The sequence below is a fragment of the Corallococcus sp. CA047B genome (genome assembly GCF_003612065.1).
GTDB classification, from domain to species: domain Bacteria; phylum Myxococcota; class Myxococcia; order Myxococcales; family Myxococcaceae; genus Corallococcus; species Corallococcus praedator.
On the sequence record NZ_RAWD01000248.1, the window covers coordinates 1 to 14,878 of the forward strand.

At 69.6% G+C, this 14,878-nt stretch carries 12 protein-coding genes and 1 pseudogene; 8 read left to right on the plus strand and 5 right to left on the minus strand.

Translation table 11 applies throughout. The features are described from left to right. Positions 1–239: 239 nt before the first annotated feature. Complete coding sequence (locus D7X74_RS30080; protein ID WP_120536453.1) at positions 240–2,519, plus strand: di-heme oxidoredictase family protein; 2,280 nt, start codon at positions 240–242, stop codon at positions 2,517–2,519. A 303-nt stretch (positions 2,520–2,822) separates the two neighbouring features. Here the strand turns inward: D7X74_RS30080 and D7X74_RS30085 are convergent, their stop codons facing one another. Further along, complete coding sequence (locus tag D7X74_RS30085) at positions 2,823–3,359, minus strand: hypothetical protein (RefSeq protein ID WP_120536454.1); 537 nt, start codon at positions 3,357–3,359, stop codon at positions 2,823–2,825. Further along, on the minus strand, positions 3,356–3,886 hold the full coding sequence (locus D7X74_RS42735; RefSeq protein ID WP_147446729.1) for a hypothetical protein: 531 nt from the start codon (positions 3,884–3,886) through the stop codon (positions 3,356–3,358). The genes D7X74_RS30085 and D7X74_RS42735 overlap by 4 nt, the downstream gene beginning before the upstream one ends. A gap of 313 nt (positions 3,887–4,199) precedes the next feature. Between D7X74_RS42735 and D7X74_RS30090 the strand changes: the two genes are divergently transcribed. Further along, positions 4,200–5,909: a GTPase gene (locus D7X74_RS30090; RefSeq protein ID WP_120536463.1), complete on the plus strand. Its 1,710-nt coding sequence runs from the start codon at positions 4,200–4,202 to the stop codon at positions 5,907–5,909. Between the two features lie 225 nt (positions 5,910–6,134). Here the strand turns inward: D7X74_RS30090 and D7X74_RS45370 are convergent. Then, positions 6,135–6,539 (minus strand): annotated as a pseudogene (locus D7X74_RS45370) (M23 family metallopeptidase); the annotation flags it as partial. 402 nt (positions 6,540–6,941) lie between these two features. Between D7X74_RS45370 and D7X74_RS30100 the strand changes: the two are divergent. The 6 genes from D7X74_RS30100 (at position 6,942) to D7X74_RS30135 (ending at position 13,688) form a co-directional block, all read left to right on the plus strand. Further along, complete coding sequence (locus D7X74_RS30100; protein WP_120536455.1) at positions 6,942–7,607, plus strand: TetR/AcrR family transcriptional regulator; 666 nt, start codon at positions 6,942–6,944, stop codon at positions 7,605–7,607. Positions 7,608–7,633: 26 nt separating this feature from the next. After that, a complete protein-coding gene (locus D7X74_RS30105; RefSeq protein ID WP_120536456.1) occupies positions 7,634–8,533 on the plus strand; it encodes a sterol desaturase family protein in 900 nt (299 codons plus the stop codon). Between the two features lie 169 nt (positions 8,534–8,702). Further along, positions 8,703–10,292 carry a glucose-6-phosphate isomerase gene (locus D7X74_RS30110; protein WP_120536457.1) on the plus strand — a complete coding sequence of 530 codons (1,590 nt, stop codon included), beginning with the start codon at positions 8,703–8,705 and terminating at the stop codon, positions 10,290–10,292. Positions 10,293–11,672: 1,380 nt separating this feature from the next. Beyond that, a complete protein-coding gene (locus tag D7X74_RS30125; RefSeq protein WP_120536459.1) occupies positions 11,673–12,263 on the plus strand; it encodes a trans-aconitate 2-methyltransferase in 591 nt (196 codons plus the stop codon). Between the two features lie 78 nt (positions 12,264–12,341). Then, a complete protein-coding gene (locus tag D7X74_RS30130; protein WP_120536460.1) occupies positions 12,342–13,112 on the plus strand; it encodes an SDR family NAD(P)-dependent oxidoreductase in 771 nt (256 codons plus the stop codon). A 51-nt stretch (positions 13,113–13,163) separates the two neighbouring features. Further along, complete coding sequence (locus D7X74_RS30135; RefSeq protein WP_120536461.1) at positions 13,164–13,688, plus strand: hypothetical protein; 525 nt, start codon at positions 13,164–13,166, stop codon at positions 13,686–13,688. On the opposite strand, the gene D7X74_RS30140 is transcribed toward D7X74_RS30135, so the two are convergent. Together D7X74_RS30140 and D7X74_RS30145 are read right to left on the minus strand one after the other, a co-directional pair. Then, the gene (locus D7X74_RS30140; protein ID WP_120536462.1) at positions 13,681–14,694 is read right to left on the minus strand and encodes a cytochrome d ubiquinol oxidase subunit II; all 1,014 of its coding nucleotides are present in this window, start codon (positions 14,692–14,694) and stop codon (positions 13,681–13,683) included. The genes D7X74_RS30135 and D7X74_RS30140 overlap by 8 nt on opposite strands. Continuing rightward, positions 14,684–14,878 (minus strand): cytochrome ubiquinol oxidase subunit I (locus tag D7X74_RS30145; RefSeq protein WP_147446730.1); only part of this gene is annotated, 195 nt, incomplete at its 5' end. The genes D7X74_RS30145 and D7X74_RS30140, both read right to left, overlap by 11 nt.

Genomic DNA, 14,878 nt, shown 5'->3' on the forward strand with positions numbered 1-14,878 from the left:
CACCCACCCCGCCGCAGCGCGGCAATCCCTCCCAACACAACGCGTCAGAAAAAGACAACACAGCGCGTCAGGGATTACATCAATTTCGCTTATTTATCAGTTATCACGCCTTAGCCGAATTCTCCGGGCTCCCACCTTGCGGCGGGAATGAATCCCGACTTTCTTCGGACAAGCTACGAAGTCCCCTTCGCAGCGCTCGCTGTCCCACGCTCCATTCCACCCCACTGGAGTCCCCATCCATGAGCCGCAGCAGACTCACGGGAATCGTGCTCGCGTTCCTGGCCGCCAGTTGTCTGGCGGTTGATTCCGAAGCCGCCACCTCAGGCGTCACCCCTTCTGGTTCGTCCGCCATCTTCTACGTCGACACGACGGATTGGGCAGACATCCACTACAAGCTGAACGACGGCCAGCAGCTCAACATCCGCATGGCGGTGACGGGCGGCCGCAACCAGTACGCGGTGACGGGCCTCGTCGCCGGCAACTTCATTGATTACAACTTCACGTACTGGGATGTGTCGTGCGCCTGTGCGCGAGACACGGCCTGGACGCGCTACACGCATTCAGGCACCAACCCGCCCGTGGACGCGGGCACCGGCACGCCTGACGCGGGCACCACGCCTGACGCGGGCGGCACGGTGGACGCAGGTCCTCCCCCCAATGGCGACGCGGGCCCCGTGGTGCCGTTGTTCACCAGCGCCACCGCGCTGGAGCCGGCCACCACCGAGACGACGTCCACCGCCATCATCACCCGCGTGGGCGACCGCGTTCGCGACCGCCACATGCGCGAGGACATGTACCAGGCCTACGACCACTACCTGAAGCTGTACTTCGAGAAGCGCACCCACTGGATTGAGATCGTGGACGAGGTGGCCAAGGGCGGCAATCAGGTCGTCGTCAACCTCTACACCATCTACCCGTACGACAGCCCTGACTTCCGCGCGTTCTTCCGCGGCCTGAACACGGTGGCGGAGTACTTCCACAACGCGGACTTCGTGAAGGTGAACGACTACAAGTACACGGCGTCGGTGAACTTCAACGCCAAGGAAGGCCGCGCCATCCGTATCGGTGACCGGATGGAGCTGGAGATTGGCGTGTTCCTGCAGGCGCCGGTGGAAGGCCGCTTCAACTACTACTCCACGGGCATGCTCTACATCGTGGGCCAGGGCGGCATCGTTCCGTTCGAGGGCCAGGGCGCCATCCGTGACTCCTTCGCGCTGCCGGAGAAGGCCTGGGCGGGCGGTCGCGGCACGCTGCACACGCCGTTCTCCAACGAGCCGGACAACCGCTTCCTGCAGATGTCCACGAACCTGGCGCCGGTGAACGCGCAGCCCTTCGTCGAGGGCCGCCGCATCCACCACACGAACTTCAAGGACGGCACGCACTCGGAGCCGGACAACCCGGTGTTCACGGCGCACATGAACAAGCTGGGCAACAACTACGTCGCGACCTCCTGTGTTGAATGCCACAAGCAGAACGGCCGGGGCCTGGCGCCCTCCACGACCAACACCACGCTGACCAACTACGTGGTGAAGGTGGGCAAGGTGAATGGCAGCACGGTGACGGTGGACCCGGCGCTGGGCTTCCGCCTGCAGCCGCGCGCGGTCAGCGGCACGCCGGAGGCGGACGTGCGCATCAGCGGCTGGACGAACACCAGCGGCACGCTGAGCGACGGCACGACGTACAGCCTGCGCAAGCCGAACTACAGCTTCGTCAACGTGACGCCGACGAACTTCTCCGCGCGCATCACGCCGCAGCTCATCGGCATGGGCCTGCTGGAGGCGGTGTCGGAGACGCAGGTCGCGGGTCTGGCGGATCCGAACGACGCCAACGGCGACGGCATCTCCGGCCGCATGCAGACGGTGCGGGACCCGGAGACGGGCGTCACGCGCATGGGCCGCTTCGGTTGGAAGGCGGGCACGGCGCGCGTGAAGCACCAGGTCGCCGAGGCGCTCAACAGCGACATGGGCGTGACGTCGAATGTGTTCAAGACGCAGGACTGCGGCACGTCGCAGCAGGGCTGCACGGGCACCAGCGCGGAGCTGAGCGACGCGGACCTGGACAAGATCACCCGCTACATCGCCCTCCTGGGCGTGCCGGCCCGCCGCGACTACAACGACGCGACGGCGACGCAGGGTGAGACGGTGTTCAACAACGCGGGCTGCGCGAAGTGCCACGCGCCCACGCTGACCACCAGCCAGTACAGCGCGATGACGGAGTTCCGCAGCCAGACCATCCACCCGTACACGGACCTGCTGCTGCACGACATGGGCACGGGCCTCGCGGACAACCTCCCCGAGGGTCAGGCGTCCGGCGCCGAGTGGCGCACCGCGCCCCTCTGGGGCATCGGCCTCACGTCGGGCGTCAGCGGCGGCGAAGGCTTCCTGCACGACGGCCGCGCGCGCAACGTCACCGAGGCCATCCTCTGGCACGGCGGCGAGGGCGAGGCCTCCAAGCAGGCCTTCATCAACCTCAGCACCGCGAACCGCAACGCGCTGCTGAAGTTCATCAACTCGCTGTAGTCAGCCGGTTTCGGAGTTGAAGACAGACGCCGGGCGGAGGCCACCGTGCTTCCGCCCGGCGTCCTGTTTTTCAGGGGCCCGGGCGCATCGAATCGGAGGAGAAGCAGGACACCTGCGCGGCGGCCATCAGGGGAGAGACCGCTCCCTCCTCCGCGAACCAGCAGGCCAGACGCCACCCCGTCGGCGTTTGCACGAAGTCCACGGGGAACTTTGCTACGGGACCCTCGGCTTCCGCTCCGGGCCGGAGCTTCACCTGCACTGTGGCGAAGCCGTCCTGGGTGCTGGCGGGGCCCCAGTGGGGTTTCAGGGCTCCTGGCGTGGCGGTGGAACACCTTCACCGCTGGCACCACCGTCCTTCCCCTGCGCCTCGGCGGCACGCTCGGCCTTGAGGCGCAAGGTGACCGGCTGCGAGCCTGTCATCTGGAGTGACAGGGATAGCTCGATGCACGCGGGCCCTTCGGGCGGGGTGAACGGCTCCGCGAAGACGACGAAGGAGACGTCCCTGCCGAACCACTCCCCTTCGTTCAGGGTCACCAGGTCGTCTCGGGTCGGGGGCTCGGGAAGGAAGTCCGCGACCAGCGGCGGGAACGCCGCCCCGGTCGCGCAGTCGGTGACGCGGTCGACGCTTAAGGAGACGTTCTCGATGAGGCGTCGATCGACGGTGGTAGGGGCCCGCGCTCCGACGAGGGCTCGCCCGGAGACGGTGTGCCCGTCATAGAGGACGTGCTCGAAGGCGAGGAGGGGCGGCTGCGAAGGCGGGGGCGGCTTCTGGAGGCGTGCGCAGGCGCTTCCCAGCAGGAGCACACCGGCGCCTCGTATCATGAGGGTCCACGGCTTCATCGCGAGCCTCCTTCCTGGACAGGGCAGTTCCTCAAGGAACCATCGTGCCCGGGCACACCCATGTCGTGCAGTTGTCCGTCTTGCAAGACGTCCGCATCGTGACGGAATCCGCAGGAGTGGGCGAGTTCATGGACAAACGCATCCTCCGCGCAGCGGGCCGCACGCCGGGGATCCTTGAACTGGCGCGAACACCAGACGATGAGCCGGTGCGGGGCCTCGCAGGAACCGATGCTCGAAATGCCGAGCACCTTCCGGCCGGAAGGCCGCCGCCGGTCGTGTGCCGCGCACTGCGCATCCGTCATCGCGTTGCACCGCACCCAGATCCGCGAACACTGCTGCGTGACACACGCGCGCAACCGGTCGTCCTCGATGGACCCAGCCGTCTCCTGACATGCCTCGACGGAGGGCAATCCCTTGCAGGCAGCATCCGCATGGACCGGCGTGCCGCGTTCTGGCACCCGCTCCTCTGGATGGGTGGCAGCACATCCGAAGGTCATCGCCCAGACCATGAGTCGAAACACCTTCACCTGACGCTCCACTCACGACGCGTTCATTCCCTACCGGAACGGGTCCGAGACTGGCATTCAGCTTCGACGTCTGTCCATCCCTCCTCAGGGGTACACCTTCCTTATTCATATCAATGACCTACGACACACGTACGACTGCATTGGTTCCCACCAGACAACTCAACGACCCGCCACTGGATGTGAACGCCTCGTCGAAGCCCCCTGAGGCCACGTGCGGGGCCCATCCCATGCCCCCAGCCGAATGCACGCTGGCGCACCGTCCCCCTTCATCGTCGTAGCCAGCGCGCTCCGGTCACGCCACGCTGTGCCCTCCGTGGACGACACCCGCCTTCCCGACCCTGAAGCCCTCCGCCCGCTGCTCACCGACGCGCTGTCGCTGCCCGCGCTCCAACCGCACGGCCCGCGCCTGGAGCGCCTGCTGGAGGACTACGCCCGCGGCGTCGCCCGCCGGGACGCACCGCTCGTCGTCGCGCTCGTCGGCGCCACCGGCGCGGGCAAGTCCACCCTGCTCAACGCGCTCGCCGGGCAGTCCCTGTCGCGCGAGGGCGTGGACCGCCCCACCAGCACCGCGTCCACCCTCTTCGCGCCGGAAGGCACGCCCGTGGAGGAGCTGTCACGCACCGGCGCGCGCGTCGTGCGCTACACGCCCGGCCCCCAGGGCCTGTGGAGCGGCCAGGTCTTCATCGACACGCCGGACCTCAACAGCGTGGCCACCACCCACCGCGACGTCGCCCGCGCCGCGCTGGACAAGGCCGACGTCGCCCTCGTCGTCATGCACCGGGGCAGCGTCGCGGAGGCCACCCAGGTGGAGTTCCTCAACGAGTTCGCCCGCCGCCGCGCGCTCGTCTTCATCCTCAACTTCGCCGACGAACTCTCCGCCGAATCGCGCGAGGCGCTGAAGTCTCAAATCCGCCGCGTCGCCACCCAGCACCACGGCCTCGCCGCGGAAGACGTCCCCGTCTTCGCCATCAGCGCGCGCGCCGCCAGGGACGGCCAGGACGTGTCCGGTGAGTTCGGCCCGCTCCTCTTCCACCTGCGGGGACTCGCCACCCAGGCCGTCGCCGCGCGCGTGCGCCACACCAACGCCCTGGGCGCCCTGGAGGAGCTTTCCTCCACCGTGCGGGCCGCCCTCACCGAAACGGACGCGCTGCTGGGCAGGACGCGCACCGCGCTCGACGCGGGACTCGCGCGCGCGGCGGAAGCCCTCCAGGGCGACTTCGACGCGCGGCTGGGCCTGGCCCACGGACACCTCGCTTCAGAGGTGCGCCGTCAGGCCGCGGGCCGCTTCTGGGGTCCCGCCGCGTGGGGGCTGCGGCTGTCGTTGTGGGGCGCCTCCGGCATGGGCGCTGGCGCGCTGGTGGCCCGTCGCAGCCTGCCCGCGGGGCTCGCGGTGGCGGCGGCCTCCACGGTGGTGGACGCCGTGCGCGACAGGACCCGGGCCCGCGCCGCGGAGGTCGCGGTGGTGGAGCCCTTCGAGGATGACTTCCTCGCCGAGTCCGCCGCGCGCACCGCCCTGGCCGAGGCGCGCAGCGTGGCGCGCGCGCAGGGCCTGGAAGCGGAGGCCCTGGGCGTGCCGGACGTGGAGTCGATGCTGGCGGAACTGCGCGTGGCCCGCGCGGGGGCCTGGCGCTACACGGCCTCCACCGCCGTCGCGGAGGCCGTGGCCCGGTGGTGGCGCACGGCCCGCTGGCTGGTGTTGCCGCTCATCAACCTGCCCCTGCTGGCGCTGCTGGGGCACGTCGGCTACCGCGTGGTGAAGGGCTACGTGGAAGGCCCCCTGTTGCCGTTGGAGTACTTCCTCAACGCGGGGGCCTTCTTCGGACTGCTCGCGGGCGCCGGAGCGCTGCTCGCGTCAGCGAGTCTCGTCGGAGCCGCTCGCCATGCGGGGAGAGCGGGACGGGCTCGCTTTGTCGAGTCCCTCGCCGCCCTGGGCGGGAGGCTGGGAGAGGCCGTCGAGAATGGCCTTGGCCCCGGGCGGCAGGCCGCGCGACGCATCCTGGATCGAACCCGCGATGGGCGGTGACATGGACACCACCGCCTGGCCCGGCGTGTGGGCGCCCCCATTGGACGCCATCATCGGCTGGGCGGAGTCCTTGCACAGCGGCGCCGACACCAGCGTGTCGCGCACCGGGTCCCCATAGCCCACGATGCGCGCGGGCACGGAGGGGTTGTTCCACCCGGAGCCCTGCTCCTTCGCGACCTTGAAGTGCAGGTGCGCGCCGCACGCCCAGCCCGTCGCGCCGGAGAAGCCGATGAGCTGGCCCTCCTTCACGCGCTCACCGGGCTTCACCACCACGGCGCTGAAGTGCAGGTACTGCGTCTCCAGCCCGTCGCCGTGGGAGATGACGACGTAGTTGGCCAGCGGCGCGAACTGCTCGCCACATCCGCCCTGCTTGCTGTCGCCCCGCGCCATGCGGACGGTCCCGTCATGGGCCGCCACGATGGGAGTACCTTCCGGCATGCGGAAGTCCCACGCGAAGGTGTCGTTGTGCTGGTGACTGCCCGTTTCGTGGCCCTGGCTCACCGTATAGATGCGACCACACGCGAAGGGCACGCCCACCTCGGCGACGACATTCGAGGCGGCCTGGGCCGTGGGGGGGACAGCGGGAGCCGAAGCGAGGAGGGAGCCGACGAGAAGAGCGGTAATGGTCATATCGGGGCGGGCGGACAACCGCTGCAAGGGCTTGCGGTATTTCCCAGCGATTTTCGCTCAATCCCGAACGGATCACTAGCAGCCGAGCTGCGCCCCGCCCTGTCCCAAGGGGCCGACCCTTGACCACATTCCAGAGGAAGAACCGGCCTGAAGCACGGGAGCGCCTGCCTCTTCGCCTGCCCGGTTGGCGGGCCTGATGTCTCTGGAAAAGACCCGCCTCGATCCCTGCCAGCCGGACGTGCGCAAAGACAGACGCTCGTCCGCTCTCCTGCCCTGCTGGCAGGCCTGGAACAGCCCTCCCGCGCGGATCAGCGGCGGCCTTCGCGTACGGCATCCGACAGCCTGAGCCCCGCCTCACAAAGTGACTGGTCACTTTTTAAGTTGCGGGCTATCCTTCAAGGCATGCCCCCGAAGTCCGCCCCCAGCGCCAGGCCCGCTCCGAAGACGGCCGTCCGTGCCGTGCCGGGGGTGCGCCGCACGCAGGCGGAGCGCCGGGAGACGACGCGGCGCAAGCTGTTGGACGCGACCCTGGAGACGCTGGTGGAGCAGGGTTACGCGCGGCTGACGACGGTGGCGGTGGCGAAGCGGGCGGGGGTGTCCCAGGGGGCGCTCTTCATGCACTTCGACACGAAGGAGGAGCTGCTCGCGGTGGCGGTGGAGCACCTCTTCCCGCGCATCATCCAGGACTTCCTGGCGGGCGTGGGCGCGCGGCCTTCCGGCAAGGACCGGGTGGGGGCGGCGGTGGACATGCTGTGGGCCGTCTACCAGCGGCCGGAGCTGCAGGCGGCCATCGAGCTGTACGTCGCGGCGCGCACCGACCCGGAGTTGCAGCGGGCGCTGGCGGCGGTGGACGGGCCGCACCGCAGGAACCTGCACCGCGTGGCGCGCGAGCTGTTCCCGGACGTGGCCGCCACGCACCCGGACTTCGACGACGTGGTGGAGCTGGCGTTGGACGCCGTGCAGGGGGCCGCGGTGGGCGGCGCGGCCCGTCCGTCGGACCCGGCGCACCGCCGCATGCTGGACACCCTGGCGCGCTTCATGCGCGTCGCCTTCGCCCCCAAAGCCTGAGCGGTTGAAACAGCAGGAGGTCTCCCATGGACACGGCGCACATCCCCGACCTCATCACCCCGGCCATCCCGGTGTTCGTCCTCACCGTCATCGCCGAGGCCCTGTGGGTGAAGAAGCTGCGCGCGGAAGCGGGCGAGAGCGTCAAGGGCCACACGTGGAAGGACACGGTGGCCAGCCTCTCCATGGGCCTGGGCAGCGTGGTGGTGGGCGTGGGCTGGAAGGGCGTGGCCTTCGCGGGCTACGCGGCGCTCTACCACCTGACCCCGCTGCGCATGGGCTCGGGACTGGTGGCCTGGGTGCTGCTCTTCTTCCTGGAGGACCTCTGCTACTACGCCTTCCACCGCGTCCACCATGAGAGCCGCTTCTTCTGGGCCTCGCACGTGGTGCACCACTCCAGCCAGCACTACAACCTGTCCACGGCGCTCAGGCAGACGTGGACGCCGATGACGGGCTGGGTGTTCTGGGCGCCGCTCGCGCTGCTGGGCTTCTCCCCGGCGATGATCGTCACGCAGCAGGCGGTGAGCCTGCTGTACCAGTATTGGATCCACACGGAGGCCATCCACCGGCTGCCGCGCCCGTTCGAGTGGCTGTTCAACACGCCGTCGCACCACCGCGCGCACCACGCGTCCAACACCGTCTACCTGGACACGAACTACGCGGGCATCCTGATCATCTGGGACCGGCTCTTCGGCACCTTCACCCCGGAGGTCGAGCGCCCCATCTACGGGCTGGTGAAGAACCTCACCACGTACAACCCGGTGCGCATCGCGTTCCACGAGTACGGCAACATCGCCCGGGACTTCGCCCGGCCGGGGTCCCTGGGCCAGCGGCTGTCGTATGTCTTCCGCAACCCAGCGTGGAAGCCCCAGGGGGCATCGCCTCCGGAGGCCCCTCCGCCCGTGGAAGCGGCGCACCCGGCGCCGTGAGCGCGCAAGCGCCTCCCGGATGACAGGGGCTTGAGCGAAGCGACGTCCAGGCAACGCGGGCAGCGACATCGTTGCGTCCGCGCCGTGCGGGCCTTGCTACGGTGGGAGGCGGCGATTTCCAGGCCCCGCGCGTGAAGGCGGGCGCCTCTCCCAAGCAAGGAGTCGGGTCATGACGGAGCGCGAGTTGTGGGAGCGGTACCAGCGGCACCTGTGCGTCGTCCCCTCGGTGGGGCTCACGCTGGACATCTCCCGCATGAACTTCGGCGCGGACTTCCTGGACGGGATGCGCGCGCGCACGGACGCGGCGTTCCAGGCCATGGAGGCGCTGGAGAAGGGCGCCATCGCGAACCCGGACGAGAAGCGCCGGGTGGGCCACTACTGGCTGCGCGCGCCGGAGCTGTCGCCGGAGGCCGGGCTGAAGGCTGACATCACCGCCATGCAGGACGCGGTGGCGGCGTTCGCGAGGGACGTGCACGCGGGCAAGGTGAAGCCCGCGAAGGCGGCGAAGTTCACGCAGGTGCTGCTGGTGGGCATTGGCGGGTCGGCGCTGGGGCCGCAGCTGGTCGCGGACGCGCTGGGCTCGCACCGGGACCCGATGCAGGTGCACTTCCTGGACAACACGGACCCGGACGGGATGGACCGGACGCTGGGGGCCCTGGGTGAGCGGCTGTCGGAGACGCTCACGGTGGTCATCAGCAAGTCGGGCGGCACCAAGGAGACGCGCAACGGCATGCTGGAGACGGAGCGCGCGTACCAGCAGCGCGGTCTGGACTTCGGCGCGCACGCGGTGGCGGTGACGGGGGACGGCAGCGAGTTGGACCAGTACGCGAAGAAGCACCACTGGCTGCGCACCTTCCCGATGTGGGACTGGGTTGGCGGGCGCACGTCCCTCATGTCGGCGGTGGGGCTGGTGCCGGCGCGGTTGCAGGGGCTGGACGTGGACGGCTTCCTCGCGGGCGCGAAGGACATGGACGCGGCGACGCGCGTGCACGACGTGGCGAAGAACCCGGCGGCGCTGCTCGCGCTGATGTGGTTCCACGCGGGCGGCGGCAAGGGCACGAAGGACATGGTCATCCTGCCGTACAAGGACCGGCTGATGCTGATGTCCAAGTACCTCCAGCAACTGGTGATGGAGTCGCTGGGCAAGGAGCTGAGCCTGGACGGCCAGGTGGTGAACCAGGGCATCGCCGTCTATGGAAACAAGGGCTCCACGGATCAGCACGCGTACGTGCAGCAGCTGCGCGAAGGCGTGAACAACTTCTTCGTCACCTTCGTGGAGGTGCTGAAGGACCGCGACGGCAAGTCCATGGCGGTGGAGGGCGACAACACCAGCGGCGACTACCTGCTGGGCTTCCTGCTGGGCACGCGCCGGGCGCTGTTCGAGAAGGGCCGCGAGTCGATGACGCTCACCGTGCAGAACGTGAGCGCGCGCACGGTGGGGGCATTGATTGCGTTGTACGAGCGGGCGGTGGGGCTCTACGCCAGCCTCGTGAACATCAATGCCTATCACCAGCCGGGCGTGGAGGCGGGCAAGAAGGCCGCGGGCCGCGTGTTGGAATTGCAGGGCAAGCTGCTGGCGAAGTTGCAGACGGCGAAGACGGAGGCGCGCTCGGCGGATCAACTGGCCCAGGACATCGGCGCGCCGGACGAGGCGGAGACGGTGTTCAAGCTGCTGGAGCACCTGTCCGCCAACGGTGACCACGGCGTGAAGCGCTCCGGTGGTGAGCGCCCCGCGGAAGCCCGCTTCCAGGCGGGGTAGCGGACACTGTGATTGCCCGGCGGGGCAATGCTTGACGGGCCCGGGCGGCGGATAGCCTGGGCCGTCATGGGACAGGGCCTCGCCGGGGCTGTGCAGGGGTTGAGCTGGGCGCGCGCGCACTCCGTGGGGATGTGGCTGTGCGTCCTAGGTTGCGTGAGCGCGTGCCCGGAGGTGCACCGCAAGGGAGGCATCGCGGACCGGGCGGTGCATCGGGATGCGAAAGAGCGGGTGCAGGAGGGAGACTGCGACTCAGATGCCTTCAGGCTTTTTTGCACCAACGGGCGCGAACAGAGTGACGCGTGCCTTGAGGCGTGCGAATGACGCGACCGTGGCAGGCACTGGTGAGCCTTCTGGGCTGCCTCGCGTTGATCACCCCGCTCCTCTTCGTCCTGGGACGACTGAAGGAGTCCGGCACCCTTGAGGTGCCAGGGCAGGCACGGCTCATCCCCATCCTCGGACCCGAGGACCACACGCGGCTGCTGACGTACCACCGCTACTGCTCGAAGCAGAGCGACTGTGAACACCCGCTGGGCTGCTATTTCGACATCCGGCACGGACACTACTGCACGGACAGCAACTGCATGACCGACGTGCAGTGTCCTGAGGGTCAGCGGTGCAGCACGCTGACGACCATTCTTGGAGGACCACGGGTCAAACTCTGTGCCCCCATCGGGCCGCGCCTGGAGGGAGAGCATTGTTGGGACCTCCCCAGGAACTCACAGTCTGCTTGCACAGCGGACCTTCGCTGCTCGGGCGAGAGTGGTTTCTGTGCCCGCGCCTGCACGCTCAACGAACCCAATACTTGTCCAGAAGGCTTCTTCTGCGCGGATGTGAAACCGGGGCCTTCGTGCCTTCCCACATGCGAAACACGGGGATGTCCTGACGGCCAGCACTGCATCCCCTTCGAGGAGGGGACCTCTACCTGCGCGAAGATCTACGGCCCCAATTGCGTGGAGACGCCCTGCCCCGAGGGGCGCAAATGCCAGGTGTTCCCGGATGCGCGATTTCCCGGCAAGGTCTGGGCGGAGTGCGTCGAGCGCTGTTCCGACAAGAGCCCCAACCCCACCTGCGCGGAGGGACAGGTCTGCGACCGCTATCACTGCCTCCAGGCCTGCGACCCGAACGGACCCAATCCGTGCACCGAGGGCTACCACTGCGACCGCCGCGGTGAGGATCTGCCCTGGTCCTGCCAGCCGGACTCCTGGCCTGATCACTGACAGACCGACGTCCGACCTGCCCCGGAGTGCCGGGCCGTCCTCCAGCGGATGAAGCCCTGCTCCGGTGTGCATGGCCGACACATCCCCGGGCCTCCTCGCACGGGATGTGGCAGGCCCGCGACGTCCCCATGCTCAGGGTTCGCGATCCACCGGAGCCCCCCTGATGAAGACGTCGCGGTCCGCGCCCCTCCTCGTCACGCCCGCCTCCCCTTCGCTCCAGGAGACGGAAGACCCGTGGCGCTTCGACGCGCTCGGCTCCGTGCGCAGCCGCGACGCCGTCACCCTGGAGGCGCTGCCCCGCGCGCGCTATCGCTCCGCCTTCGAGATTGGCGGCGCCATCGGCGTCCTCACCGAGAAACTCCAGGCGAGATGTGACGCCCTGCTCTCCGTGGAGGTGTCCCGGCTCGCCCAGGCCCGCGCCATCCACCGCTGTCGCCACCTGCCCCACGTGCGCTTCCAGGTGATGGCCGTGCCAGACGAATACCCAGACCAGCAATTCGACCTCACCCTCGTGTCCGAACGCGCCTGCCATTGGAGCCCGCAGGAATTGGAGCGCGCGCAGCAGCGCATCCTCGAACACCTGGAGCCCGGCGGGCACCTGCTCCTCGTCCACTGGACCGGCCAGAGCCGCGACATGCGCCTCAACGGCCACGACGTCCACGACTCCTTCCGCCGCCTCTCCCCCAAGAACCTGCGACACCTGCGCGGCGAGATGGACGGCACCTGGCGCCTGGACCTCTTCGAGCGCCTCTAACCCCCTTCCGTCAGGATCTCGACCGCCCCCCACAAACCCGCGCCCCACGCGCCCCGCTCCAGCGGTAGAACACGCCGCATGGAACTGGGAATCACAGGAAAAACAGCGCTCATCACCGGCAGCAGCCGGGGCATCGGACGGGCCATCGCCACGGTGCTGTCGCGCGAGGGCGCGCGGGTGTGCGTGTGCGCTCGGAACCTGGAGCCCGTGGAGACCGTGGCGAAGGCGCTGCGCTCCGAGGGCGCGCAGGTGGCCACGGTGGTCGCGGACGTGGCGACCCCGGAAGGGGCCCATGCCGCGGTGGACGCGGCGGTGCGCGCGTTCGGTTCGCTGGACATCCTGGTCAACAACGTGGGCGGCAGCGGCGGCGCGGGCGCCTTCGACGCGGCCAGCTCCGAGCAGTGGGCGGACGTGCTCCAGCGCAACCTGATGTCCGCCGTGTGGTGCAGCCAGCGCGCACTGGCGGTGATGCGCGCGCGGGGGGGCGGCAGCATCGTCCACCTGAGCTCCATCTTCGGCCGTGAGTACGCCACCAGCGCGCCCTACAGCGCGGCCAAGGCGGCCCTCATCGCGCTGACCAAGGAGATGGCGGTGGACCTGGCCCCCCACCGCATCCGCGTCAACGCCGTCGCCCCCGGCTCCATCTTCTTCCCCGGGGGAAGCTGGGACAAACGCCAGCAACTGGACCCCGAAGCCGTGGCCCGCATGGTGCGCGAGCAGATCCCCTGGGGCCGCTTCGGCACGCCGGAGGAGGTGGCGGACGTGGTCGCCTTCCTGTGCTCCGAGCGGGCGAAGTGGGTCACGGGCTCCACCCTGCCCGTGGACGGCGGCCAGGGCCGTGCCTTCTAGGATGCGCCCCGGCCTCCTGACGGTAGAGTCCGCGCGCATGAGGCCACCGGCGTGCTGAAGCTCTACAAGAAGGACGGCGACACCCTGCGCTACTGGGAGGCCTGGGAGCACGAGGGCGTCGTCACCGTGCACTGGGGCCCCGTGGGCGACGGCGGCGAACAGAAGACCGTCCCCGTCCCCGCCGACGAGGACCCCGACATGGTCATCGCCCAGGAGGCCGAGTCCCTGGTGGACACCGGCTACGACGAGCCCGAGCCCGAGGCCATGGCTGTGCTCCTGGTGGAGTACGCCGTGCAGGGCAAGGGCAGCGGCCACGACTTCGAGAAGCGCAACGCCGTGGAGGAGCTGCTCACGGACGCGCTCGGTTGGACGGGCAACGGCGAGGTGGAGGGCGGCGAGACGGAAGGCGGCTTCATGCGCGTGCACTGCCGCGTGATGGATGAGGAGACGGCCGCGCGCACCGTGGTGGAGGCGCTGGACTCCGAGGACCTGCTCGAAGGCGCCCGCGTCCTCGTGACCCGGGGCGAGGAGAAGCCCCGCGTCGTCCACCCGCCCCTCTTCCCCGTGCTCAAGTAGCCGTCGTTCCGGGAGGCTGGGGCCGGAAGACGCGGAACAGGAGCACCAGCGACGGCACCACCGTCACCGCCCCCACCCCGAGCGCGACGAACAGCAGCCGCATCACCCCTGGCGACGCCGCCGCGCTTCGCAACGTCAGGCCCGGGTACACGAGATACGGCGCCTGCGACACCGCCCACCCCAGCACGATGAGCCCCGCCTGCGTGGCCGCCGCCACCCGCGCGGCCCGGAAGCGCCGCGTCCACAGGAGCGCGAAGGCCACCACCGCCGCCACCGCCGTGCCCACGTGCAGCGCCAGCGCGAACGGCGTCTGCGACAGCCCGGTCCACACCCGGGGCGCGCCCTCCTTCGACAGCAGCAGCACCGCCAGGGCCAGCGGGAACAGGAGCCCGCCCGTCACCAGCGCGCGGCGCCGGAAGTCCTCCGCCAGTTGGGGCGTGTGCGCCTCGTGCGTGAGGTACACCGCCGCCAGGAACGCGAAGAGCCCCAGCGTCAGCACGCCCACCGACACCGCGAAGGGGGACAGCCACGACGCGAAGAAGCCGCTCACCACCGCGTGCCCCTGCATGCGGATGGCGTCGCTGGCCACCGCGCCCACGCACATGCCCAGCAGCAGCGGCGCCACCACGCTCGCCACGCTGAAGACGACGCCCCAGCGCCGCTCCACCGCGTCGCCGCGCGTGTCGTAGGCCCGGAAGGTGAACGCCGTCCCCCGGAACACGATGCCCAGCACCAGCAGCGTCAGGGGCACGTGCAGCGCCACGCTCAGCGCCGCGAACGCGCGCGGAAAGCCGCTGAACAGCAGCACCAGTCCGACGATGAGCCAGACATGGTTCACCTCCCACACCGGACCGATGGCGCGGGCGATGAGCGCCCGCTGCTCCGCCTTGCGAGGCCCCAGGGCCAGCAGGTCCCACACCCCACCGCCGAAGTCCGCCCCGCCCAGGAGCGCGTACAGCACGAACGTGCCCGCCACCGCGAACCCCAGCATCTCCTCAATGGGCATGGGTCACCTTCCCATCCACCGCTCCGGGCAGCGTGCCCGCCACCTGCCGCCAGAGCACGAAGAGCACCGTCACCCCCAGGAACAGGTACACCGCCGTGAAGGTGAAGAACGGCGCGGCCAGGTGCGGCACCGGCGTCACCGCCTCGCTCGTGCGCATCACGCCCCGGACGATCCACGGCTGCCG

Bases quoted from the DNA above. Each gene is read 5' to 3' on its own strand.
- D7X74_RS30100 (WP_120536455.1), top strand. From the start codon at position 6,942: ATGCCCCCGAAGTCCGCCCCCAGCGCCAGGCCCGCTCCGAAGACGGCC.
- D7X74_RS30130 (WP_120536460.1), top strand. From the start codon at position 12,342: ATGGAACTGGGAATCACAGGAAAAACAGCGCTCATCACCGGCAGCAGC.
- D7X74_RS30125 (WP_120536459.1), top strand. From the start codon at position 11,673: ATGAAGACGTCGCGGTCCGCGCCCCTCCTCGTCACGCCCGCCTCCCCT.
- D7X74_RS30105 (WP_120536456.1), top strand. From the start codon at position 7,634: ATGGACACGGCGCACATCCCCGACCTCATCACCCCGGCCATCCCGGTG.
- D7X74_RS30110 (WP_120536457.1), top strand. From the start codon at position 8,703: ATGACGGAGCGCGAGTTGTGGGAGCGGTACCAGCGGCACCTGTGCGTC.
- D7X74_RS30080 (WP_120536453.1), top strand. From the start codon at position 240: ATGAGCCGCAGCAGACTCACGGGAATCGTGCTCGCGTTCCTGGCCGCC.
- D7X74_RS30140 (WP_120536462.1), bottom strand. From the start codon at position 14,694: ATGCCCATTGAGGAGATGCTGGGGTTCGCGGTGGCGGGCACGTTCGTG.
- D7X74_RS30085 (WP_120536454.1), bottom strand. From the start codon at position 3,359: ATGAAGCCGTGGACCCTCATGATACGAGGCGCCGGTGTGCTCCTGCTG.